Source organism: uncultured Hymenobacter sp. (assembly GCF_964242765.1).
Lineage (GTDB): Bacteria > Bacteroidota > Bacteroidia > Cytophagales > Hymenobacteraceae > Hymenobacter.
This window is the reverse complement of sequence record NZ_CAXTBM010000052.1, coordinates 21,509-41,559: the sequence shown is the minus strand read 5'-3', so window position 1 is coordinate 41,559 and position 20,051 is coordinate 21,509. Positions and strand designations below refer to the sequence as shown.

Below are 20,051 nucleotides of genomic sequence, written 5' to 3'. Positions count from 1 at the left end.
CCATAACAAAAGAAATATACGTCCTTCTTCTGTCCGTCATCTCTAGACCACCTCAATACTCGTCTTTCATTTCCCATATTTCTCTCTTATAGTTATCGACTAAGTTTAGTCTCTCATCTAAGAAAAACAGTGTCTCATTTATAAAATTTAATGAATACTCGCTGCTAGAGAAAATATCAAGCCTGCTAATATATTTTACAACAAATGGCTCATAGAAGCTATAAACAACATTATATAGTAGCTTTTTTTGTTCATCGGGTAATGTACTGTTCTCAATGAAATACCTTAATAAATTAAAGGTAGCGACAGCAGAAGTAAATAAATCGTTGATGTATGGTATGTATCGCTTTAATTGTATGTGCCTGTTTAAGAGCGGGTTTGCATCGGCAACTACTTTTAAATATTCGAATTGTGGGTAATATCTAGTTTTCGCTCGCTTGTAAGGATTTTGTTGAAGCCACATTGTTAAAAAAGCAGGCTTTGTATATTTAGCTATCGCAATAGGTGTTTTAGAAGAGTCTGTTAGGTATTGATGCTTGGCTATCAAGTCAAGCTCTTTACGCAAGTCATCAATTATTTTAAAGGCTGAACTGATAGCAGTTTCATTGTTTGATCTGCGCTGCTCGGCTTTAAAATTTTTTGTTTGATCTTGATTAGTTCTAAACTGCTCTTGTAGTGAAAAATAGACCACAAGAAGACCTGTAAAATTTAATAAAGGCCCAGCAATCCCCCCAATAGTATCCCCTATCTGCCCAGTACTTGTGAAATCTAAGCTCTTGAAAATGTACTCCCGAGTAAGTAGCCAAGGAAAGAAGCACGAGAAAACGGCTCCGATACATACTGTCCATAAGGCAGTTCTACTATTGGACGTTTTCTGCTCTTCAGTCGTCGCTGTATCCTTCAAGGCTAGGGTAGTATTATATAGTTGAGGGAAGATGATTGTCATCAGGGAGGACCAAAACACAAGTGACTAAATTTTGTACACCTGTCCTTATTTACGCGAAACCTTCTGCTGATACCTAGCAATTATACTAGACTTATCCATCTTTACGAAGAAGCCAAAGAGAGGCTACGCAGGCTTGGGAAGCCCTTTTTCAATGCGGTGTTGTTGTTTTTTCAGTGTTACCTTTACCGCAGTTCTACTCTGGTTGTCTCTCACCACTAAGGCCGCTGCCTAAAAACAGCAACGCCCGTGGTTGCGACACGGGCGTTTGGATTAAGAGGGTGTTACGTACCCAAATAATCCTGACTGATGGACAATTTGGTAAAACAGAAGTGGGCGGTCATATACCGCTTCCTTCGCAAGCACGACGAGCTGTTGCGGCTTTGCGTGCACCTAGTGGAAAAGGGAGTGTTACTCTATGTAGCCCTTCACAACCTCTAGGGATTGGCGGGTGTCGGAAACGGCATCCGCTAATTTTGTTTTGTCGCTCGGATAGCGACAACGCAAATATATAGGTCATTTTTAACTATAACGCAAATATTTACACAATAGGTGTCAGATTGTTTAAAAACGTGGTACTATTGGACTAGGCCCACTTCAACTTAGCTACGGCTAGTAACCGCTCACTTCCGAAACCACGAGCCCCGACTGATTAGGCCGGGCTTTTTGTATGGAACCTAATTATTCGGTGTAAATGCGTGCGCCCTGCAAGGCTTCCAGTTTTTCGCGTTGTGACCTTATATTCATCTCTATTCCACAGCCCAAACACGCCAAAATATCATTAGCAGGATACATCTCAGCCCCTGCAAAGACCTGTAACGGAGTCCCTTTTATTAGATTGAATTGAATAAGGCGCTGAACTCCGCAGTTCTTACAAATAAACCAGTGAAGAACCGCTGGAGTTATCTTGGAGTACGGCCCTTGTTTGGCTGGACCTGGAGCTGGCAGAGGCGTTAAAGATTTTTCTGGCGGAAAAACGAATTTAGAGAAAACGAAATTCGCGCCTTGTGACCCTTCTAGGTAATCAAACCCATCCAAAATATCTTGAGCAATTTTCAATAAAATGGTGAGAGCCAATGGCCTTTCTGCTACCCTAAACTCCATCAAACGTTCAATAGCCTCATCGCTTTCGTCATCTATCTCTATCGCTCCTTGTGGATGGCTTCCTCCCCATTTATTAGCTAACCGTCTTATTAATCTTTCTCTTGTTATGCTATGCAGAATTAATTTGCCACTCGCATTTATCTTGTTTACCCGAACAACCTCTTGCGTTAGCCAAATAGCAAATTTGGCTTCATAAGCTGTGAAATACATTGTCTCTATTGCGTAAGGATCGCGTGGTACAGGTGTTTCAGGAGTAGTATCATAAATAACAACAACGTGCTTGAGCGCATATAGCAGAGCCCCTATTTTCGTAGCATAACAAGAGTTGCAAATTTCTTTGCCTTGATAGGTGAACACTGGAACAAGAAGCAACTCCTGGTCATATTTTGGCTGCCCTTGCGGCTTCTGGGGTGCAAGCCGATAAGGTATCGTAGCTATTAATGCTTTAGGGTAATTGACGATAACATATTCATTATTCTTGATGCTACGCGAAATGGTTCGCGCTAAGCGGCTAGACCAGAACTTGGTAGTAGGCTTGTTCTCTGCGATGTAGTGACCTGCTTCCCCTTTCATATCTGCCCAATAACGAAGTGAATGGGACAGCTCCTTAAACATTGCACGATTATACCCTGACATGCAAACATCATACGCCGCTCTTAGCCGGTGAAGGCTATCTTCAATGTTCTCTTGTAGTTGGTCAGATGTCATCATAGCAGTAGTATTAAGAGCCTATTTCTAGCATAAGTTCTCACACAGCTTTACTATCGGCGGCAGCAAGCCCGCGCCTAGCGAGTCATGCACCACACTTAGTCCCACTTCAACTCAAAGTCACTGGACTTAGGCGGGTCTGTCTCATTAGGCGGGATTAAGCCCAGATACAGATCTACGTATTCGCTAATGCTTATTTTCTGTGCGGCGGCAAGCTCGGTAAGTCTGGCCCATTCGACATCCGTCAAAGTGATAGAGCGCCTGTATTTGTGTCCCTTCCGCTCCCTTCTCTGCTTACAAAGCAATATAGCGCGCTAGCCGCGCAACCGGACGCTTCGAAAAAGGCTTTTAAAGGAGCTAGGACTTATCAAACTCTCCTACTTGCCACGTATAATAATCGTCATACGTACGGGGGTGCAATTGATAGTATTCAGTTAGAAGAGCATTAGTTGCAGACACCGCAGTGTCGCTTCTGCCTATCATTGCGACTACTATGGTATTGGGTTCCGTGCGCTCTATATGGTCCTGTATCTCAACTAGTTCATTTATGGGGCCAGTAACAAGCCCGTCGCTGTCAAAGTTAACTGCCTTGATAAAGCGTATAGTTTTACCCTTATAAGTTGCTTCTCGGAATTGATAGCGCATGGCTGGACTATTGCTTGAATGTGAACGGCAACCCAATGTAGCTGGCTAGCCGCCAATCCTAACACTCCGAGCCACTACGATACCTGTAGCAAATCCTCTAAACGTGTAGTGTAGGCTGGCGAGCACCATTGGGCCTTGCCTTCCCAGGGCGCGCGGGCTTTGCCTCGCCCAACCAGCGTCGTCGCCATACGAACCGTATTTTTGCCAAAGCGCCGATTAAGCGCATCCAGCTCCGCCATGAGCCGCTCCCGCTTGCCCGTATCGGGTGCGGGTTCAAATAAGCTGAGCTGGGTTTGGCCAAGCGGCTCCAGCCCGTCGAAGATCACGCCTGCTTTGGTATAGACGGAATTAGCTTGCCACAACTTCTTGACGGCCATCCGGGCATAGCGCAACAGTTGCGTAGTATCCGACATGGCCACCGGCAGCGTCAGTACAGTCGAACAGGAATAGGGAGGGGGTTCAAGCCCGTACCGGTTCTTGCTCAAATACACGGTCATTAGGTGAGTAGCATCCCCTTGCCGCCGCAGCTTCTCCGCTGCCCGCGACGTAAATGCCCCAACGGCCGCGAGCACATCATTAAAAGCGCTTAGAGGCTGGCCGAAGGTCCGCGAACAGCTGATGCTTTGGCGGGCCAGGGTTCCATCCTCACTCGGCGCTAGGCCCTGACAGACGCGGCCCCGCAGTTCCTGCACCAGGCGCGCTCCCACCACGCCGCCCAACTGCTTGCGAGCCCAGGCGTCTGAGCAGCCCGCCAGATCCGCCGCCGTTACGAGGCCGGCCGCGGCTAGCTTCGCGGCATATTGCCGGCCGATGCCCCACACGTCCCCCACCCCTACTTGCGCGAGGGCCCATTGGCACTTTTCGTCGGTGTCGAGGTAGAGTACCCCGCCTAAGTCCGGCATTTTCTTGGCTAACCGATTCGCGAGTTTAGCCAGCGTTTTGGTGGGAGCAATGCCGATGCAGGTCGGAATACCAGTGCGCTTCTTGATATTAGTGCGCAGGGTGCGGGCAAAGGTGTCGAGCGGCGCCACGTATTTCTCCATGCCATGCAGGTCGAGAAATGCTTCGTCAATGGAGTAAATTTCAACCTCCGGGGCTTGTTGGGCCAAGTACCACATCACGCGCCGACTCATATCGCCATAGAGCGCGTAATTGCTGGAGAACACGCACACGTTAGAGGCGAGCAAATCGTGTTTGACCTGAAAATAGGGGTCCCCCATGCGAAAGCCCAACACCTTGGCCTCATTGGAGCGGGCGATGATGCACCCATCGTTGTTCGAGAGGACCACAATCGGCTGGCCCTCCAGCCGCGGCTGAAAGACCCGTTCACAGCTTGCGTAGAAATTATTGCAATCGACTAAGGCGAACATAGGCAGGGCCGTTTAAGCTTAGTCGCGGGTGCGTAGCAGCGCCGACTGTTTACTAGGGACGAGTTCATGCACGACGTGCGTGACCACGCCCCAGATGCTGACCTCGTCGGTATCGCGAATCTGGTAGGCCTTGAAAGCAGGGTTAGCCGGTTCCAGCCACCAGGTGCTGCCCCGGCAGACTAGACGCTTGACAGTGCAGTCGCCTTCGACCACGGCTACCACAATATGGCCGTGGTCGGCTTCCATCTGTTTGTCGACGGCGAGCAGGTCCCCGGTATGAATTTCCGCACCGGCCATACTCTCGCCCGTGACGCGCACGAGGTAGGTCGCGTCGGGATGGCGCAATAAGAGCCGGTTCAGATCGAAGGCTTCTTCTTCCAAATGGTCGGAGGCCGGCGAGGGAAAGCCCGCGGGCACGGTGCAGCTAAAGAGCGGCAGAAAGAAGGGCCTTTCGGTAACTGTTACCGGGATTAATTCGACATCATGCATGGACCGAACAAAAGAGGTTGGGTCACAAGTATACGCAGGTACTAACTTAATTAGTTAACATTGCCTAATATAAATGGCAATCTAAGTATAGCGTAGTTATGATGTTTAAGATAAAGACACCATCAGTCACAACAGTAGCACTAGCACCACGGAGTCGGCATAACGTAATTTCCCAGTCATACGCACCGGTGGTAAGAGCCACACTTGCTATCTTGGCAACATGGCTATTCCTTCCCATTATGCTTTTAAGCGCTTGGACCTGCAAGAGCAGTTAGCTATTGTTTTAGGAGAGGGCACGTACCTAACGATGCGCTTTGGGGAAGAAGGGGACCGGATCAACCTCTACCACATGGGCAGTTTCTTTGCCGAAGTATACTATGATCCCGAGGTCAATCACCTGCATCATTGCCGGACCTTTGTTAGCACGGGGCCACTCGAAGCCTATACTGATCAGATGAAGCTACCCAACCTCTAGCAAGCCCTATCTGCAAACATGAATGATTACTATGGCGGGGGTTGGTCGGCCCAAAAGCTGCGCGTCTACTTCTGGCTCTTGGTCGCGGCGGTGTCCGCGGTGATCGTACTCGACTGGCTAGGCGTCATCGAGGTTGAAAAACCACAACCGACACAACAGCAGGAGCCGTCACGTGAATAGGGTAGGAGTATTAGGCACCCCTATACTACCACTCTGTTGACCAAATCTGAAGTAGAAAAGTGCCTGTTGAATTCCTTTCCCGAATGGAGCCAGAAGAGTAACCCACTCGGGCTAGCTACAAAAAAGCGCGCCGACCAATAGATCAGCGCGCTTCTACGTTTGGGTAAGGACAGAGTAAGCCCTGGGGCTTTTGTGGCGGCGGAAGATTGGTGCTTAGCTGCTGAAGCCAACCAGGTAGCTGAGCGCTACCTGGAAGGCGCGGTTATAGTAGGCAGGGGTAGCAGACACCCTCCCGTCGTACCCCTGGTAGGGCACCGCCAAATTGCGCAGGCCCAGGCTGTAGGTGGCTTGCAACTGAAACCCCTGCAGGCGGTAGCCTGCGCCGGCTTGTAGGCCCCCGTCGAACCGCTGCGCATACCACTTATCGGAGTCGGACACTAAATGGGCCGCCTTTACCTTGCCCGTTTCGCTGGCAAAACTACTCACCTGCCGGGTAAAGTTGCCCCCGACGAGCAGGCTGGCGTACGGCCCGGCAAAGACCTGTAGGCCTTGCCCATCGCGCCCCAGGGTGAACGCTAGGTTTAGGGGCAGTGTCAGATAATTGAGACGCACGTCTTCCTCATAGAAAGAAAGCATATCAAAGCTTAGCCGGTAGCCCGAACTGCGGTAGCCCTTTTGGGAAAATAACAGGCTAGGCTGCACGGCAAAATGGCCGAATTGCACCGTGCTCGTCAGCCCGGCCTCGAACCCCGGACGGCTCGTGTACGAGGGCGGCTCGTACGAGGTAGCCACTCGAGTAGGGAAGTGAGCGCCGGAGACGTTGAGTCCCGCGCGGGGGCCAACGCGAAAGGTTGCTTGGGCTTGAGCAGTGCCCGCCAGTAGCAGGCTACCTGCTAGGAGGAGTAAGGAATGTGTCATCAGAAGGGAAAGAAGAAAGACTACCTGAGGAGCCGTAGCCGGAGGAAAAGGTTGCATTCCTGCTAGCGCGGCTTGCGGGTAATGAGCCGACTAGAGCGCCTACCGGAAAGGAGTGAGGAAGCTACATCGTTACAAAGGCAAGTGTCTTGATTTGAGCGTTATAGCGCCCGAAATTGTGTAAATTAGGCTTATGGAAAGTGCGGTACTTGTTGTCGTAGGTCTACTAGGAATCCTCTTGTACATGCTCCCTACCTTGCTGGCAGGTGGCAAGAAGAATTACACGACTATTCTTTGGCTCAATATTTTGTTGGGCTGGACGCTAGCAGGGTGGATTAGTGTGCTCATGTGGGCGCTAGCCAATGACGACAAACCGGGTCCGGGCACGGCTACACCACCCTTGAGAAGAGACATCGACTCTAGAAAAGCGCTAGTGGCCCGCTTGCAACAGTTGCGGGATGAAGGTATACTGACACAGGAAGAATTTATGAAGCATTTGCGCGGCATTAAGTAGGCTGTCCTATCCTGGTCTTAGGATGCACCTACAAGTAAGCGCTGGCCAAGAGAAGATATAGTAGGGCCAGTTCAGTTTGCGGGCGCGCAGTGCTATTCGCCTTCGTTGCCGTCTTCGGGCAAGCGCTCAATGAGCTCGTCTACGCGCGCCAGTTGGGTCCAGCCCGCATTGCCGAGGACAATCTCCCCTTTCTCTGTCACCTTGTGCCGGATGATTTCCACGGCCTTGTGCAGGATGCCTTTGGCCGGCTTGGGGTGAGCGAGTTCCTGCTCAAGCAAGTCGAGTTCCACCTGGAGCAGCTCCCGCCCAGAGGTGAGCGCCGCCTGTACTTGGCCTAGCCCTTCGAGGATCTGCTCTACTACCCCGGAGCCACTCAGGGCAACCCGTTCATCCCGAGGCTTAGCAGCTGTCGCTGCGTTCTCAGGCAGCGAATCGGGCTTTGGTTGGGGCCCTGCCTCTGAGTTCGCACTACTATTGATCCAGCTGCGCATAGAAATAGGATAGGTAAGTTGATATCTTGGTTGCTACCGCACGGTTAGCGTAGCGGATGGCGTTACCTGAATCCAGGTAGCGGAGGTAAAATAATCGATCGCCTCGCTCGTAGTAAAAGGCTAGCCAAGTGCGCTCAGACAAGGTGGTAAGAGCAGCCGATAACGGCAACTTTACTGGGCCAACGTGGCACTTTACTCGCTCAACACCCTCGTACCTCAGTGGTTTTGCGCGCCCTCCGTGGGCTGCTTACGCTGCATGGGCACCTGCTGGCGCCGGAGGAGACCTTCTACCTACTACACCTACTAGGCCAGCCGGTCGGGGTTGGTTTCACGCCAGGCACCCCAGTTGAAGCCACAACCGCCGGGGTTTTATAAATGCGGCTGCACAGACAATACATGGCTCAAGACAAGATGATTTTTATCTTCACCGAACGCCAACCTTCTGAGAGTTAGAAGCCTCTATCTAGTGTCAACTGCCTTTTCATTACGTTCTATGCTCCGCCTCTTTATGCTTTCTCTCTTAGGGTCGCTGGCCACCGGCACCCTACATGGGCAACACGCTAGCGTTGGCGTCAAAGCCGGCCTCAATGCCAGCACCTACCATGGCAGTGATGTGCCCAGCCCACAGTTTCGGCTCGGACCAATGGCCGGGGTGCTGGTACGGCTGCCACTAGGTGTCCACCTGGACTTGCAACCGGAACTTTTCTATGAGCAGCGGGGCGCGCGCACCTCGTACACTACCACTTTAACGGGTATTTCTTCCTCCTATGAGTTTACGCACCAGGAATTTAGTCGACTCCACTACGCTAGCTTACCCGTACTCGTGCGCCTGCACGGGGCGAAGTGGTTTGCCGTGGCGGGACCGCAAGTGAGCTACTTGCTAGCTGCGCAACGCCGCATCACGAATGCCTCAGAATTAATTTCGGGCCCGCGAGATCCAAGTATCCTTGTGAGTAACGGCACTACAACTACGCGGAGTGTCAGCAGTTATAATCGATGGGAATTGGGCTACGTGGTAGGAGTAGGCTACCAGGTGGCGAGTCGACTCGGCATAGAACTGCGGTATGCCGCGGGCCTCACGTCGGTGCGCCGGTCTCTGCTTTATGAGACGTACCAATCGACTCCCCGCGCAGAGTTGGCCCGCAATGGTAGTCTGCAAGCACAAGTGAGCTACCAGTTCAGCGCACAGTAGCAGTTGACGCTAACCCGATAAATAAAAGCCCCATCTGGTAACGGATGGAGCTTTGTGTTTCTATAGATTCGTCTAAGCGCGCGGGAGGGGAAGGCGCCTGCCTTGCTTGTTGCAGCAACTAAGAGAGTGGCTGAGGCAAGGGAGGGCTTAAGACGCCTCAAACAAGGCAATGCGTCTACGCCAGCAGTCACTCCAGCGCCTGGTAGAGGCCGTAGCCGACCAGCGCCGGGGTATTAATGAGTAGGCCCAATGGGAATTCTCGTTTTGGCTGGAATAGCGCCTAGCAGTAGGGTAGCCGCGCATCCGGGCAGGCACAACGGCCGCGGCTAGGGGGTGCCGCGCTTGAGCAAGTAATAGTGCCTGTTTTCTTCTACACCGTGGGGCAGCACTTCCCAGCCCAGCGAGTAGAGATAGTTGAGAACAGCGGCTTCATCGGCAAAGCGGCGCGTTTTCCCGTTTTCCTGCACGTAGTCATACAGGCCCGCCGGCTTCACGCCATCGGCGAGGGAGAGTTGACAGTAGTTCACAAGAAGCCAAATGCGGGCGGCCCCGTACATGGGTTGCGGAGCAGCAGCGGGGGCTTGCTGGGCATAGGCCCTGGGCAGGGCGGCGCCGGTGCAGAGAACGAGCAGGAGGAGCAGATACTTCATGCAGTAGGTAGTGTAGAGGCGCCAGCCGGCCCGCCGCCCAGCAGCGCCCGGCTCAGGAGCAACCAGAGTGACTGGTAAGGTATAGCGGTAGGATTTAGCGGCGGAGGTAGTGGAACGTCGTCACGAGAGAATCCTGAGTGGCGGGGGAAAGGTAGCCGACAGCTCGGTACTCAAGCGTTACCTCCTCGGCTGTGAGCTGGGTGATGTAATACGTCACGCCACTCGCCAGAGCCAGGGTATCGCCGCGGCGTGTGAAGGCTTGCGGGACGTCATAAACGGTGCCATTGCCGAGGAAGCGCTGGGAGCTAGTGCTGGTGAACCTGGTGTAGTAGACATAAGGGTCATGCTGGTAGTCCTGTGTGTTCTGCTTGGTGAGCACCCGGGCCGGGTTGTAGACCGACCAGGTAACACGCGCATCATTCCAGTCGCCCTCCAACGTGGGTTCTGGGTCCGGCGAATCTTTCTTACAGGAGCCCAGCAGCAACGCCAGGCTCACCAGCCACAGCGGTAATAATCGAAGCATATAGTCAAGCTAAAACGAGGGTATGCAATAAGGTCTAGAAGTGGCCGGTAGTTGCCCCGGTTATTTTATAGAGCAAATAGGCGTTGGATCCCACTGGGATAGCGCGTGGGGGCTAGTTGAATAAGAGAGGTAGGGATAGGCGGAGATTATTCATACGTTTATGAAAAAATTATACTGTAAAGATATTCACATCTGTATTCATGCTTACAACTACTGCTTGTACCTCCCTCTCTTTCTACTTTAGCCGCTTAGTCCTCGCCCTGCTCGTCAGCATTGGCTTGCTGCTGGCCTGTTCAGCTAGCTATGCGCAAACACCGTCCTGGCAGACAGTAGCAATCGCAACCCCTACTAGCAACACAGCCTTTTCTCAGGTGAATGCAACGGCTGTTGACGCCAATGGGAACGTGTACATAATAGGCGAATTTGAAGGCTCAGTTCGCTTTGGTACTACCACCCTGACGAGCGCTGGCAACTACGACGTGTTCATCGCCAAATGGCATCCAACAACTGGTTTTATGTGGGCGCAACGGGTAGGGGGTAGCGGCTATGAATTCGGCACAGCAATAGCCTTGAACGGTAGCAGCGTGTATGTAACAGGAACTTTTCAGAGCGCTACGATCAGTTTAGGAGCTACTACGCTTGCTAACGCTGGTCCCGGCTATTTTGATGGCTTCGTGGCCAAACTTACCGATGGGGGCAATACCAGCAATTTTAACTGGGCCCAGCAAGTAGGCAATGCGGTCTACGACGAAATGAAGGCAATAGCCGTGGACGGAGCTAATGTATACGTCGCCGGCCAGTTTAGTAGCACTCTTCGCCTTGGTAGCACCACCTTAACCACTGCGGGCCTCGAAGATCTATTTATTGCCAAACTTGTGGACCAGGGGAACACGGCCAGCTTCGTGTGGGCCCAGCGAGCCGGTGGCTCCTACCCTGAATTAGCCCAGGCACTAACCGTGGTTGGATCAAACGTATACCTGGCCGGCAGCTTTAGTAGCCCAACAGCCGATTTTGGAAGCAGCCGACTTACGACAGCTGGTGGCGAGGACGTGTTTGTTTGCAAGCTTCAAGACTTAGGGGCAAGCGCCCGTTTTAGCTGGGCACAAGGAGCAGGAGGCAATGGGATTGATCGAGCGAATGCCGTAGCCGTGAACGGCAATAATGTGTACTTGACAGGCGAATTTGGGACCAATGACCCTAGCGCTCACTTTGGTGATACCACTCTGACGAGTAGAGGCTATGATGACGTTTTCATTTCCAAGCTCACCGATGCTGGCACCAATGCTCAATTCATCTGGACGCAACAAGTAGGCAATATCAATAGTGACCTGGCGCACGGCTTGGCGGTGCAAGGAAACAAGGTGTATGTGACGGGTAGATTTGCTAGTCCTGTGTTGACGGTGGGCACTACCGCGCTGAACAATTCCGCCAGCGGCTCATATGAAATATTTGTAATGCAGCTCACGGATGTCGGTAGCGCAAGTCGCTTTGAGTGGGCGCAACGAGCAGGAGGCACTAGGCAAGACCAAGCATCAAGCGTAACACTAAGTGGTACACGCTTGTACGTAGCAGGGTATGTTCAGCCCCCTGCCCAATTTGGTAGCCATACTGTTTCCTCTACTTCTGCTTTCGGAGCTGCCTTCTTAGCAATTCTCGATAATCTTCCTCTGCCTACAAATAAACCTGTTTACCTAGCCGAAGTAGGCCTGTACCCTAATCCGGCCTATACAAGTGTCACCGTACAATTTCCTGCTAGTACTGGGACTACCCAAGCGACGTTTACCTTCAGTGACCTGATGGGCCGGGTGGTACGCACGCAATCGCTACGGTTGACACCTATGAATGCCACTGCTGAAGTTTCCGTGGCGGGCCTAACTCCCGGCATGTATCGGGTGCAAGTGAAGGCAGGGAACCAGTATGCTACTTCCTTACTCGCAATAAAGTAAGCCTAGTTGCTGCAGCGCTAGTGTAAAACCCCCAGCACATGCCGGGGGTTTTTGATTATGGCAGTGTAGCTTTCTACATCAATCTACACTAATCAAAACTGCGTTTCCCACCTGTAGAGCCACTTTGCCTGTGTAGTAGTGTAGCTAGTGTATGCCCAGAAACAAGATAAATTTTCTTGCTCTGTCTTACCGAGCCACTTTCAGCAGTTCAGGCATCTCGTAAGCTTTGGCAAATTCACGCTCAACTGTCTGCTCAGTGATGTTGACGTAGCGCTGGAATGACTTCCACGTCTTATGTCCGGTGATCTTCATCACCAGCTCTGGCCGTAGGCCTCGTTCTAAGCTCAGCGTGACGAAAGTCCGGCGCCCGGTATGACAGCCTAGTTTCTCCCACTTAGCTACTGTTCTCGATTCACGACGGCCGCCGCTAAAGCGCACGACCTCTAACGGAGAATCAATACCGGCCAATTGCCCTAGCTTTTTGAGATAGTCATTAAGCCGCTGATTGCTGACGAGTCGGACCCCGCCGGCCAAGTAGCGTGTCACAATGAGTAGAGCGCGGGCCTGCAGAGGAATACTTACCATCTCGCGCGTTTTCTGCGTGGTAATGCGCAGCTTGTTGCCCCGCACGTGCTCGGGCCGGATGCTCACTAAGTCCGAGTAGCGCAAGCCCGTGTAGCAGATGAGCAGGAACAGGGACCGTGCGTTATCGAGGTAGCCACCGGCGGGTAACTCCAATCCTTCCAGCGCTTCCACCTCTTCCGCCGTTAACGTCATGATGTCGGGCTCCTGCCGTTTCCAGGCCAACCGCTCCCAACCACTGGCGGTGGTGAAGCCGCGCTCTACGACGTAGCGCATGAAGCGCCGCAATCGGTCTAGGTGCTTGGCGACGGTATTATCGGTAAGGCCCCCGGGCCCGAGAAGAAAGAGCACGAAAGCATCGCCAAAGGCCGGGGTGATCGTATCGAAGTCCACGGCGTAGCGGGCCGTTTGCTCGTAGCGCAGCAGGTAACGAAGCGTCGTTTCCGCCGCCTGTGCCGTGCGTACTCTGCCTTTCGCACGGGTCAGCGTTGTCCACTCCGTGAAGTAGTCCTGAAACGAGCGCGTAAGTACGGCTTCCGGCGCCTCCGCAGGCAAGAGTTGCACCAGCGTTCGCAACGTCGCAGCCGTTGGCACCTGCCCAAGGGCTAGATGCTGCTCGCAGCACGCTTGCAACTGCTTTTCCAACGTGTCCAATCGGTCATTGAGAGCGCCATTGCTGGCATAGCCGCGGGTCTGGGCCCGCTGTTGCTCTTTGAGCCACTGCTTAGGCAGGATGGACTGGCCGGTATACACTTTGGTGCGCACCCCGCCCATGGTTACCAGGGCCACAATGGCAGTCGGAATAGGCGCAGTAGGCCGCTTAAGGTGAAAGGAGATGGTCGCCATAAACAGAAGGGGAGAAGTGCCGCACTAAAGCTACAGCTTTCTGTCCTCTGGGGTACACATGGGGGTACAAGACAGGCGATTTATCCCGACAATCCCCGACACATGCTGGCAGGCGTACCAGATAAATGCCCTTAAAGCGCTAACAGGAGGGTTCTTTTTGTCGGGGTACATAGCGTATTATAAAGAGGAGGTGAATCCCATCCTCTCTACAACAAGCCCCGTTTCTGCTTCAGGAACGGGGTTTTGTTTTTAGCGGCAGCCAGTTCTCTTTTCTTTCGGCGCAACAGGCTGCCAACAGAAACAGCTCGCGCACTTATGCGGGAGGTTGTAGGCAAGTAGCGCCATAGAGCAGCTTTATTTCACGGCAACAGCTTCAGCTGCACCTGCTTATAGCAGGGAGAAACTACATTTAGTGCTCCATCAACGAACGGACCGTTATGAGCAAGTTTGCCGGGGCCCTGGCCTTACTTCTGATTTCTGTTTTTCAGCAGCCCGCTGCCTCACGCTTGGTCGCAGCAAGGCCGGTGGTTGCTTTCGCAAAACAACCCATCCGAACTGGGGCCGAGCAAACAGCGCAGTACGTGCCGTACCTGAAAGGCAAACGGGTGGGTATTCTGGGCAATCAAACGTCGATTATCGGCAAACGGCACTTGGTCGATAGCCTCAAAGTGCTGCAAATAAACATCGTGAAAGTGTTTGGCCCCGAGCACGGCTTTCGGGGCAATGCCAGCAACGGCGCCCACGTGCAAGACGAAGTAGATCAGGCCACTGGCATTCCGATTGTATCGTTGTACGGGGCCAAGCGCAAGCCCTCTCAAACGGACATGGCTGCCTTGGATGTGATGGTGTTTGACCTTCAGGATGTAGGATGCCGCTTCTACACCAATATCAACACGCTGGGCGACATAATGGAGGCCTGCGCGGAGGCGGGGAAAGAGTTGGTGATTCTGGACCGGCCCAACCCGAACGGGTTTGTGGATGGCCCCGTGCTGGATATGAAGCTGAAATCGGGGATTGGCGAATTTCCCGTGCCCATCACCCACGGCATGACAATCGGCGAGTTTGCGCAAATGATAAATGGGCAAGGATGGCTGCCCAACAACCTGAAGTGCAAGCTGAAAATCATTTCCCTCCAGAACTATGCGCACACCCTCGGCTACACCCTGCCGGTAAATCCCTCGCCGAATCTCAATACCCAGCAATCCATTTTGCTTTATCCTTCTTTGTGCTTGTTCGAGGGGACTATCCTTAGCCAGGGCCGGGGCACGTATATGCCGTTTACGGTGCTGGGCAGCCCGGAACTGAAAGGCAAGTACAGCTTCTCTTTCACGCCCGTAAGCCTACCCGGCAAATCGGAAACGCCCTTGCACCAAGACCAGGTTTGCTACGGGCTGGATTTGAGAAAGTACGATATAGCGGCTTTCCGCAAGGCGGGCAAGATCAACATCAACTGGTTGCTAGAGCTGTACAAGGCCTATCCGGCTAAAGAAAAATTCTTTGATAGAAGCCAAAGCCGGCAGATCGGTAACATTGACGGGCTGGCCGGCACGACGCTGCTGAAGGAGCAAATTATAGCCGGCAAAAGCGAGCAGGAAATTCGCAAAACCTGGGAGCCGCAGCTTTCCGCCTACAAAGCCATGCGCAAGAAATACACGCTGTATCCTTGAGCAACCAGAAGGTAACAAACAGCGCATTGCCTTGATTTCAACCTTTTCCTGGTGTGGTATTGCCTGCTAAGCAAGACGTTACCGCGTCTTAGTTTGCAGATTCTTTGGCCTGTTCACTGGGTGGGGCCGGTATCAACGCGGGCTTCTAGGGTGCGTTGCGCGGCCACCGACACCGCCGACAGCAAGTCGTAGCCGGTGGCGGCCTCAATGGCGTCGACGGTGGTGCGGTAGCTGGCCCAATTAGAGTTGAGGGAGTTGTTGTTGGGCGTGTCGACGGCAATAATGCGGGTGGTGGCCGTGACGCGGCTGGCATCGTCGGTGCCGGCTGGCAGCACCACCACTACTTTCCAGATGCGGCTCGGCACGGTTATGCGGCCGTTGTCGAGCGTCGACTTGGCGCCGTTCGAGCCTACGCCCCCGGTGCCATACTGGCCCATGATAATGTATAGCTCGTTGCCGGCTTTGGTCAACGTGCGGCAATATTCCTCTAAGTCGCCCCAGGTATTTTGGTTGTTGTTGGGCGCTTGCGGTATTATGTTGGTCATCAGGAAGGTAGCCGAGTTGTCGGCTACCGTTTTGGTGCGGTCGGCGGAGGGGCAGTTGTGGCCCCGGTCGAAGCCGGAACCGGTGTAGCTGCTGCTCTGCGCCTGATACCAGGTGGCCGGTAGGGCAGCATCAGCCCGAAAATCATCCTGCCGGGCGGCCGTGCCCAGCCATTCCGTGCTTAGGTGCCAACTCACCCAGTTCGGAATGCCCCGGTCCCGGTGGTAGGAGAGGACGTATTGCGACTTGCTGAGCAGGTAATTGGTGGGTTGATTAACGTCGGTAGTGGCGCCGCTGGGGTTGCCCAGGGCCAGATGGTCGAGTGCCGGCTCGGGGGTTTTGTCGGATTCACAGCTAGCAAATAAAGCCAGCAGAGCGCAAGGCAAAAGGAAACGGAAGCGGGGAAAAGCTGGCATCATCAAACAAAGGTACAAGCGCACTACTTAGGCGCCGAACTCGCGTAGGCTACCCCGTGGCTCAAACGGGCAGCGGATTGAGCTGGGGCAGGTTGCGTTGGTGCCAGTACGGGTAGATGGGTGGCGTGTCGCTGGCCTTGTCCAGGCGGGCTACTTGCTCGGGCGTGAGGTTCCAGCCCACGGCGCCCAGGTTTTCCCGGAGTTGCTCTTCGTTGCGCGCCCCAAACACCAAGCTCGTGACGGTGGGGCGTTGCAGCAGCCAGTTAAGCGCCACCTGCGCCACCGACTTGTTGGTTTCGGCGGCCAGCTCATCAAGCACGTCCACGATGTTGTATTGCAGCTCGTCCGGCACGTCGGGGCCCTGGCCGCCGCCCTGTTTTAAGCGGCTGCTTTCCGGTATCGGCTGGCCCCGCCGCACTTTGCCGCTGAGCCGCCCACTTGCCAGCGGCGACCAAATAACAGCCCCCACGCCTTGGTCCTGGGCCAGCGGCATCAATTCCCACTCGTATTCGCGGTTGATGAGGGAATAGTACACCTGATGGCCAATGTAACGCGCCCACCCGTAACGCTCCGACACCGACAGCGACTTCATTAGGTGCCAGCCCGAAAAGTTGGAGCAGGCAATGTAGCGCACCTTGCCGCTTTGCACCAAGTCGTCGAGTGCCCGCAAGGTTTCCTGGACCGGCGTGCGCCCATCAAAGCCGTGCAGGTAATACACGTCGATGTAGTCGGTCTGGAGGCGGCGCAAACTGTCTTCGCAGGACTTGAGCAGATGCAGGCGCGACGAGCCGAAGTCGTTGGGCCCCTCGCCCATGGGGAAGGTGGCTTTGGTGCCGATGAGCACCTGCTGGCGTCGCCCGGCCAGCGCTTCACCTAAGATTTCCTCGGCCATGCCATTCGAGTACACGTTGGCCGTATCGAAGAAGTTAACGCCCGCTTCCAGGCAAATATCCAACAGGTGGCGGGCTTCGGCTACATCGGTGCTGCCCCAGGCCTTGAAAAACTCGTTGCCTCCCCCGAAGGTGGCCGTGCCGAAGCTCAGAACGGGCACATGCAGCCCCGAAGCCCCTAATTGTCTGTATTCCATAATCCGTCTTGAAGTAGAACTTCAGAAACGGTTTACGGCAAGCTTGGTTTTGCTCCTGACCATGCCAACCCATCATACCCGCAAAGAACAAGGCAGGGCAGAGGCACCTTTTAGAGAATGACGCAAGCTGACAAAGCTTCAGCTACCCCCGTTTTCGCCTTTCTTTTGGTCGTCGTTGCGGATGCTCTTGCGAGGGCGGGCCGGGTCGGAGGTGGTGGCGCCAAACTGGTAGTTGAAGCTAAGCCGCACGGCGCGGTTGTAGGCGTAGGTGTCGCTGCGGAGGGTGTAGCTGTCGGGCGAGGCGAGGTCGGCGCGGAAGAGGATGGTGCGGGAAAAGGGGTTTTCCAGGTTGAGCGTCAGGTTGCCTTTCTTCTCGAACAACTCTTTCTTCACCGACAACGTGTGGTTCTGGAAGCCGCTGGCATCGCCCTGGAGCAAGATACGCCGCGAGTTCACGTACAGCGACGCCTGGACGCTGTAGCCGTGCTCGAACGTCCAGGCCGACGAGAGGTTGCCGTTGTACATCAGGCCCTGGTTGCTGACGTTGAATAGGGGGCTATTCACCTTCAGGTAAAAAGCGTTTACCGTGGCGTTGAGCGTCCACTTCGGGTTTGGCTTGGTGGAGCCCGTGACACTCAGCCCATAGGTGGCGCGGCGCGCTACGTTCTGGAACGTGTTGTAGAGTACGCTGGTGTTGGTGGTATCGTCGGGGAAGATGCTGCGAGCAGGCAGCGTGGTAAACACGTTCTGGATAGCATTATTGGTTTGGCGCCAGTAGCCCGATAAATTCAGCGTGCTGGTTTTGTGGCTGGTGCTGTAGCCCAGTTCGTACGCGTCGGTTAGCTCGGCCCGCAAATTGGGGTTGCCCGAGGAGGCCGAGCGGCCGTTGTTCACGTTGAGGTAGGGGTTGAGCAGCCAGATAGATGGGCGCTGAATGCGCCGGGTGTAGCTCAGCTTCAGTTTCTGCGCGTTGTCGGCCCCAAAATCGCGCGAGACAAGCAGGTTTGGAACAATAGTGGTGTACTGCTGCCGCACGTTAACTTCCGTGTTCACGAAGTCGCCGGCTACGCGGGTGTGCTCCACCCGAGCCCCGGCTTTGAAGCTGTACACCTTCCTGATGCTGAGGCCGTAGGAAAGGTAGCCCGCGTACACGTTCTGCTGGTAGTCGAACTGGTTGGATCGGGAAGGCACCAGCACCAACCCGCGGCCGTCAAGGCTGTCGGCTTCGATAGTATAATCGCTGCCCGCGTTGCGCAGAATAGCTTTGCTGCCTACTTCGAGCAGGCCGGTGCTGTCGGTGGGCTGGGCATAGTCAACCTGAAGCGTTAGCTCGCGGTTGCGACTGGTGTTCAGGTTGGTTTCGCGGTAGTCGGTGCCTTCGCCGCGGGTTTGGTCGAGAACGTACGCTTGCCGACCAACGCTGGTACTCAGCAAACCGAGCACGCTCAGTTCCTGCCGCGGGCGGCTGCCCGTATGGGTGTAGCCCGCATTCACATCTAGGCTCGGGAAGCGGTTGTCGGCATACGGCCATTCTATTTGCCGCGCGTACACGTCGTTGGGGAAGCCAGGAGTTAAGTAGGCGGACGTAATGGCCCGGGTGCCGCGGTAGCGAAACAGTTCGGTGTTGGCGCCGAGCGTCAGCACGTCTTTTTCCGTGAGGTCGTAATCGAGATTCAGGCGGCCGGTTAGGCCCTGGTTGTAGTTGCGGGTAGCCGTGCGTTGGCTGAGTTGGGCAAGCTCGCCGGGCGCCAGCACATCGGTGCGGCTAATGACGCTGCGGTAGCGGTTGTAGTAAGCCGCCAGCCCTAGTTCCGAGGTCACGGCCAGCTTGCCGCGCCGGCTGTTGAGGCTGGTGTTGAGGCTGTTGTTCATATTGCCAACCGTAGCCGTGAAAGAGCCCGTGGTGCCCGGCGAAGCATTCTTTTTGAGAATGATGTTGATTACGCCGCCCGAGCCTTCGGCGTCATACTTAGCCGAAGGGCTGGTGATAACTTCCACCGATTTCACTTGGTCGGCGGGCAGGCGGCGCAGCGCATCAGCGATGTTGTTGGCGAGCATGCCGCTGGGTTTGCCATTGATTAGCACCCGCACGCTGGTGGAGCCGCGCAGCTCCGGGTTGCCATCGGGGTCGAGGCTGAGCATGGGCACTTTCTTGAGTAGATCAGCGGCGGTGCCCCCGGTATTGCTCTGGTCTTTTTCGGCATTGTACACCAGGCGGTCGGCCTTGTTTTCAATCAGTTCCCGCTCCCCGGTCACTTTCACTTCGCTGAGCTGCTGAGCGGTGGGCACTAGCAGGATGGGTTCCAGCTTCGCCGAACCGCTGCCGCTTACCTGAATGTGCTCCATTATCTTGGTTTCGAACCCCACGAAGCTGACAGAAAGCTTGTACTCGCCAACTGCCACTTTCGGGAACGAGAACTTGCCGCCCGTATCGCAAACGCTACTGGCCACCAGAACTCCCGCCTTCTGGCTGAGCAAGCTCACGGTGGCAAACTCGACGGGCTGCTTACTGGTAGCATGTAGCACAGCGCCCGAGAGTTGCCCCTGACTGGTAGCGCCGGGCGAAGTAGCGGCGGCAGCAGATTGGCTTTGGGCCAGGAGCGGCTGGCCGAGCGCTGTCAAGGCCAGAATACAAAGCAAGTATTTCATAATGAGCACTTAAAGGAGTTTTGGCGATTCTGGAAAAGGCACGCGAAAGAGCAGCCGCCCGCAGCAAAGCAGGCAGAGAAGGAAGGTCAGTGGAAGCAAAGGCGGGTCTACACCCG

19 protein-coding genes are annotated in these 20,051 nt (G+C 54.4%); 7 read left to right on the top strand and 12 right to left on the bottom strand.

Features of this window, described 5'->3' with window-relative positions; all coding sequences use genetic code 11:
• Nucleotides 1-52: 52 nt before the first annotated feature.
• The 4 genes from ACFE7X_RS18970 to ACFE7X_RS18955 all read right to left on the bottom strand — a co-directional run bounded on the left by ACFE7X_RS18970 (nt 53) and on the right by ACFE7X_RS18955 (nt 5,259).
• Nucleotides 53-946: a hypothetical protein gene (locus ACFE7X_RS18970; RefSeq protein WP_375437263.1), complete on the bottom strand. Its 894-nt coding sequence runs from the start codon at nt 944-946 to the stop codon at nt 53-55.
• A 678-nt stretch (nt 947-1,624) separates the two neighbouring features.
• Nucleotides 1,625-2,758, bottom strand: a complete 1,134-nt coding sequence (locus ACFE7X_RS18965; protein ID WP_375437262.1) for a hypothetical protein — start codon at nt 2,756-2,758, stop codon at nt 1,625-1,627.
• Between the two features lie 716 nt (nt 2,759-3,474).
• On the bottom strand, nt 3,475-4,770 hold the full coding sequence (locus ACFE7X_RS18960) for a Y-family DNA polymerase (protein WP_375437261.1): 1,296 nt from the start codon (nt 4,768-4,770) through the stop codon (nt 3,475-3,477).
• Nucleotides 4,771-4,788: 18 nt separating this feature from the next.
• Nucleotides 4,789-5,259 (bottom strand): LexA family protein, encoded by a 471-nt coding sequence (locus ACFE7X_RS18955; protein ID WP_375437260.1) that lies wholly within the window; start codon nt 5,257-5,259, stop codon nt 4,789-4,791.
• 220 nt (nt 5,260-5,479) lie between these two features.
• Between ACFE7X_RS18955 and ACFE7X_RS18950 the strand changes: the two genes are divergently transcribed.
• Both ACFE7X_RS18950 and ACFE7X_RS18945 read left to right on the top strand, forming a co-directional pair.
• The gene (locus tag ACFE7X_RS18950; protein ID WP_375437259.1) at nt 5,480-5,734 is read left to right on the top strand and encodes a hypothetical protein; all 255 of its coding nucleotides are present in this window, start codon (nt 5,480-5,482) and stop codon (nt 5,732-5,734) included.
• Between the two features lie 18 nt (nt 5,735-5,752).
• Nucleotides 5,753-5,914: a hypothetical protein gene (locus tag ACFE7X_RS18945; RefSeq protein ID WP_375437258.1), complete on the top strand. Its 162-nt coding sequence runs from the start codon at nt 5,753-5,755 to the stop codon at nt 5,912-5,914.
• 213 nt (nt 5,915-6,127) lie between these two features.
• Here ACFE7X_RS18945 and ACFE7X_RS18940 read toward each other — a convergent pair whose 3' ends face one another.
• Entirely contained in the window at nt 6,128-6,832 is a 705-nt protein-coding gene (locus ACFE7X_RS18940) for a porin family protein (RefSeq protein WP_375437257.1), read from the bottom strand.
• Between the two features lie 241 nt (nt 6,833-7,073).
• Here ACFE7X_RS18940 and ACFE7X_RS18935 point away from each other — a divergent pair, with 241 nt between their 5' ends.
• Nucleotides 7,074-7,343, top strand: a complete 270-nt coding sequence (locus tag ACFE7X_RS18935) for a superinfection immunity protein (RefSeq protein WP_375437256.1) — start codon at nt 7,074-7,076, stop codon at nt 7,341-7,343.
• 92 nt (nt 7,344-7,435) lie between these two features.
• Here the strand turns inward: ACFE7X_RS18935 and ACFE7X_RS18930 are convergent, their stop codons facing one another.
• Complete coding sequence (locus tag ACFE7X_RS18930; protein WP_375437255.1) at nt 7,436-7,834, bottom strand: hypothetical protein; 399 nt, start codon at nt 7,832-7,834, stop codon at nt 7,436-7,438.
• 225 nt (nt 7,835-8,059) lie between these two features.
• On the opposite strand from ACFE7X_RS18930, the gene ACFE7X_RS18925 reads away from it, so the two are divergent.
• Together ACFE7X_RS18925 and ACFE7X_RS18920 are read left to right on the top strand one after the other, a co-directional pair.
• Entirely contained in the window at nt 8,060-8,209 is a 150-nt protein-coding gene (locus tag ACFE7X_RS18925; protein ID WP_375437254.1) for a hypothetical protein, read from the top strand.
• 133 nt (nt 8,210-8,342) lie between these two features.
• Entirely contained in the window at nt 8,343-9,026 is a 684-nt protein-coding gene (locus ACFE7X_RS18920) for a porin family protein (protein WP_375437253.1), read from the top strand.
• 326 nt (nt 9,027-9,352) lie between these two features.
• Here the strand turns inward: ACFE7X_RS18920 and ACFE7X_RS18915 are convergent, their stop codons facing one another.
• Both ACFE7X_RS18915 and ACFE7X_RS18910 read right to left on the bottom strand, forming a co-directional pair.
• Nucleotides 9,353-9,676, bottom strand: coding sequence for a hypothetical protein (locus ACFE7X_RS18915; RefSeq protein ID WP_375437252.1), 324 nt, complete (start codon nt 9,674-9,676; stop codon nt 9,353-9,355).
• A gap of 94 nt (nt 9,677-9,770) precedes the next feature.
• The gene (locus tag ACFE7X_RS18910; RefSeq protein ID WP_375437251.1) at nt 9,771-10,199 is read right to left on the bottom strand and encodes a hypothetical protein; all 429 of its coding nucleotides are present in this window, start codon (nt 10,197-10,199) and stop codon (nt 9,771-9,773) included.
• A 200-nt stretch (nt 10,200-10,399) separates the two neighbouring features.
• Here ACFE7X_RS18910 and ACFE7X_RS18905 point away from each other — a divergent pair, with 200 nt between their 5' ends.
• Nucleotides 10,400-12,145, top strand: a complete 1,746-nt coding sequence (locus tag ACFE7X_RS18905) for a T9SS type A sorting domain-containing protein (RefSeq protein ID WP_375437250.1) — start codon at nt 10,400-10,402, stop codon at nt 12,143-12,145.
• A 186-nt stretch (nt 12,146-12,331) separates the two neighbouring features.
• On the opposite strand, the gene ACFE7X_RS18900 is transcribed toward ACFE7X_RS18905, so the two are convergent.
• Nucleotides 12,332-13,573 carry a tyrosine-type recombinase/integrase gene (locus ACFE7X_RS18900; protein ID WP_375437249.1) on the bottom strand — a complete coding sequence of 414 codons (1,242 nt, stop codon included), beginning with the start codon at nt 13,571-13,573 and terminating at the stop codon, nt 12,332-12,334.
• A 437-nt stretch (nt 13,574-14,010) separates the two neighbouring features.
• Here ACFE7X_RS18900 and ACFE7X_RS18895 point away from each other — a divergent pair, with 437 nt between their 5' ends.
• Nucleotides 14,011-15,240, top strand: coding sequence for an exo-beta-N-acetylmuramidase NamZ domain-containing protein (locus ACFE7X_RS18895; RefSeq protein ID WP_375437248.1), 1,230 nt, complete (start codon nt 14,011-14,013; stop codon nt 15,238-15,240).
• Nucleotides 15,241-15,353: 113 nt separating this feature from the next.
• Here the strand turns inward: ACFE7X_RS18895 and ACFE7X_RS18890 are convergent, their stop codons facing one another.
• The 3 genes from ACFE7X_RS18890 to ACFE7X_RS18880 form a co-directional block, all read right to left on the bottom strand.
• Nucleotides 15,354-16,169, bottom strand: coding sequence for a DNA/RNA non-specific endonuclease (locus ACFE7X_RS18890; protein ID WP_375437247.1), 816 nt, complete (start codon nt 16,167-16,169; stop codon nt 15,354-15,356).
• 91 nt (nt 16,170-16,260) lie between these two features.
• Nucleotides 16,261-17,286: an aldo/keto reductase gene (locus ACFE7X_RS18885; RefSeq protein ID WP_375437246.1), complete on the bottom strand. Its 1,026-nt coding sequence runs from the start codon at nt 17,284-17,286 to the stop codon at nt 16,261-16,263.
• A gap of 138 nt (nt 17,287-17,424) precedes the next feature.
• Complete coding sequence (locus tag ACFE7X_RS18880; protein WP_375437245.1) at nt 17,425-19,935, bottom strand: TonB-dependent receptor domain-containing protein; 2,511 nt, start codon at nt 19,933-19,935, stop codon at nt 17,425-17,427.
• Nucleotides 19,936-20,051 lie beyond the last annotated feature (116 nt).

Excerpts from the sequence above, each read along its gene's own strand:
- ACFE7X_RS18970 (WP_375437263.1), bottom strand. The coding sequence starts at position 946 with ATGACAATCATCTTCCCTCAACTATATAATACTACCCTAGCCTTGAAG.
- ACFE7X_RS18965 (WP_375437262.1), bottom strand. The coding sequence starts at position 2,758 with ATGATGACATCTGACCAACTACAAGAGAACATTGAAGATAGCCTTCAC.
- ACFE7X_RS18960 (WP_375437261.1), bottom strand. The coding sequence starts at position 4,770 with ATGTTCGCCTTAGTCGATTGCAATAATTTCTACGCAAGCTGTGAACGG.
- ACFE7X_RS18955 (WP_375437260.1), bottom strand. The coding sequence starts at position 5,259 with ATGCATGATGTCGAATTAATCCCGGTAACAGTTACCGAAAGGCCCTTC.
- ACFE7X_RS18950 (WP_375437259.1), top strand. The coding sequence starts at position 5,480 with ATGGCTATTCCTTCCCATTATGCTTTTAAGCGCTTGGACCTGCAAGAG.
- ACFE7X_RS18945 (WP_375437258.1), top strand. The coding sequence starts at position 5,753 with ATGAATGATTACTATGGCGGGGGTTGGTCGGCCCAAAAGCTGCGCGTC.
- ACFE7X_RS18940 (WP_375437257.1), bottom strand. The coding sequence starts at position 6,832 with ATGACACATTCCTTACTCCTCCTAGCAGGTAGCCTGCTACTGGCGGGC.
- ACFE7X_RS18935 (WP_375437256.1), top strand. The coding sequence starts at position 7,074 with ATGCTCCCTACCTTGCTGGCAGGTGGCAAGAAGAATTACACGACTATT.
- ACFE7X_RS18930 (WP_375437255.1), bottom strand. The coding sequence starts at position 7,834 with ATGCGCAGCTGGATCAATAGTAGTGCGAACTCAGAGGCAGGGCCCCAA.
- ACFE7X_RS18920 (WP_375437253.1), top strand. The coding sequence starts at position 8,343 with ATGCTTTCTCTCTTAGGGTCGCTGGCCACCGGCACCCTACATGGGCAA.
- ACFE7X_RS18915 (WP_375437252.1), bottom strand. The coding sequence starts at position 9,676 with ATGAAGTATCTGCTCCTCCTGCTCGTTCTCTGCACCGGCGCCGCCCTG.
- ACFE7X_RS18910 (WP_375437251.1), bottom strand. The coding sequence starts at position 10,199 with ATGCTTCGATTATTACCGCTGTGGCTGGTGAGCCTGGCGTTGCTGCTG.
- ACFE7X_RS18905 (WP_375437250.1), top strand. The coding sequence starts at position 10,400 with ATGCTTACAACTACTGCTTGTACCTCCCTCTCTTTCTACTTTAGCCGC.
- ACFE7X_RS18900 (WP_375437249.1), bottom strand. The coding sequence starts at position 13,573 with ATGGCGACCATCTCCTTTCACCTTAAGCGGCCTACTGCGCCTATTCCG.
- ACFE7X_RS18895 (WP_375437248.1), top strand. The coding sequence starts at position 14,011 with ATGAGCAAGTTTGCCGGGGCCCTGGCCTTACTTCTGATTTCTGTTTTT.
- ACFE7X_RS18885 (WP_375437246.1), bottom strand. The coding sequence starts at position 17,286 with ATGGAATACAGACAATTAGGGGCTTCGGGGCTGCATGTGCCCGTTCTG.
- ACFE7X_RS18880 (WP_375437245.1), bottom strand. The coding sequence starts at position 19,935 with ATGAAATACTTGCTTTGTATTCTGGCCTTGACAGCGCTCGGCCAGCCG.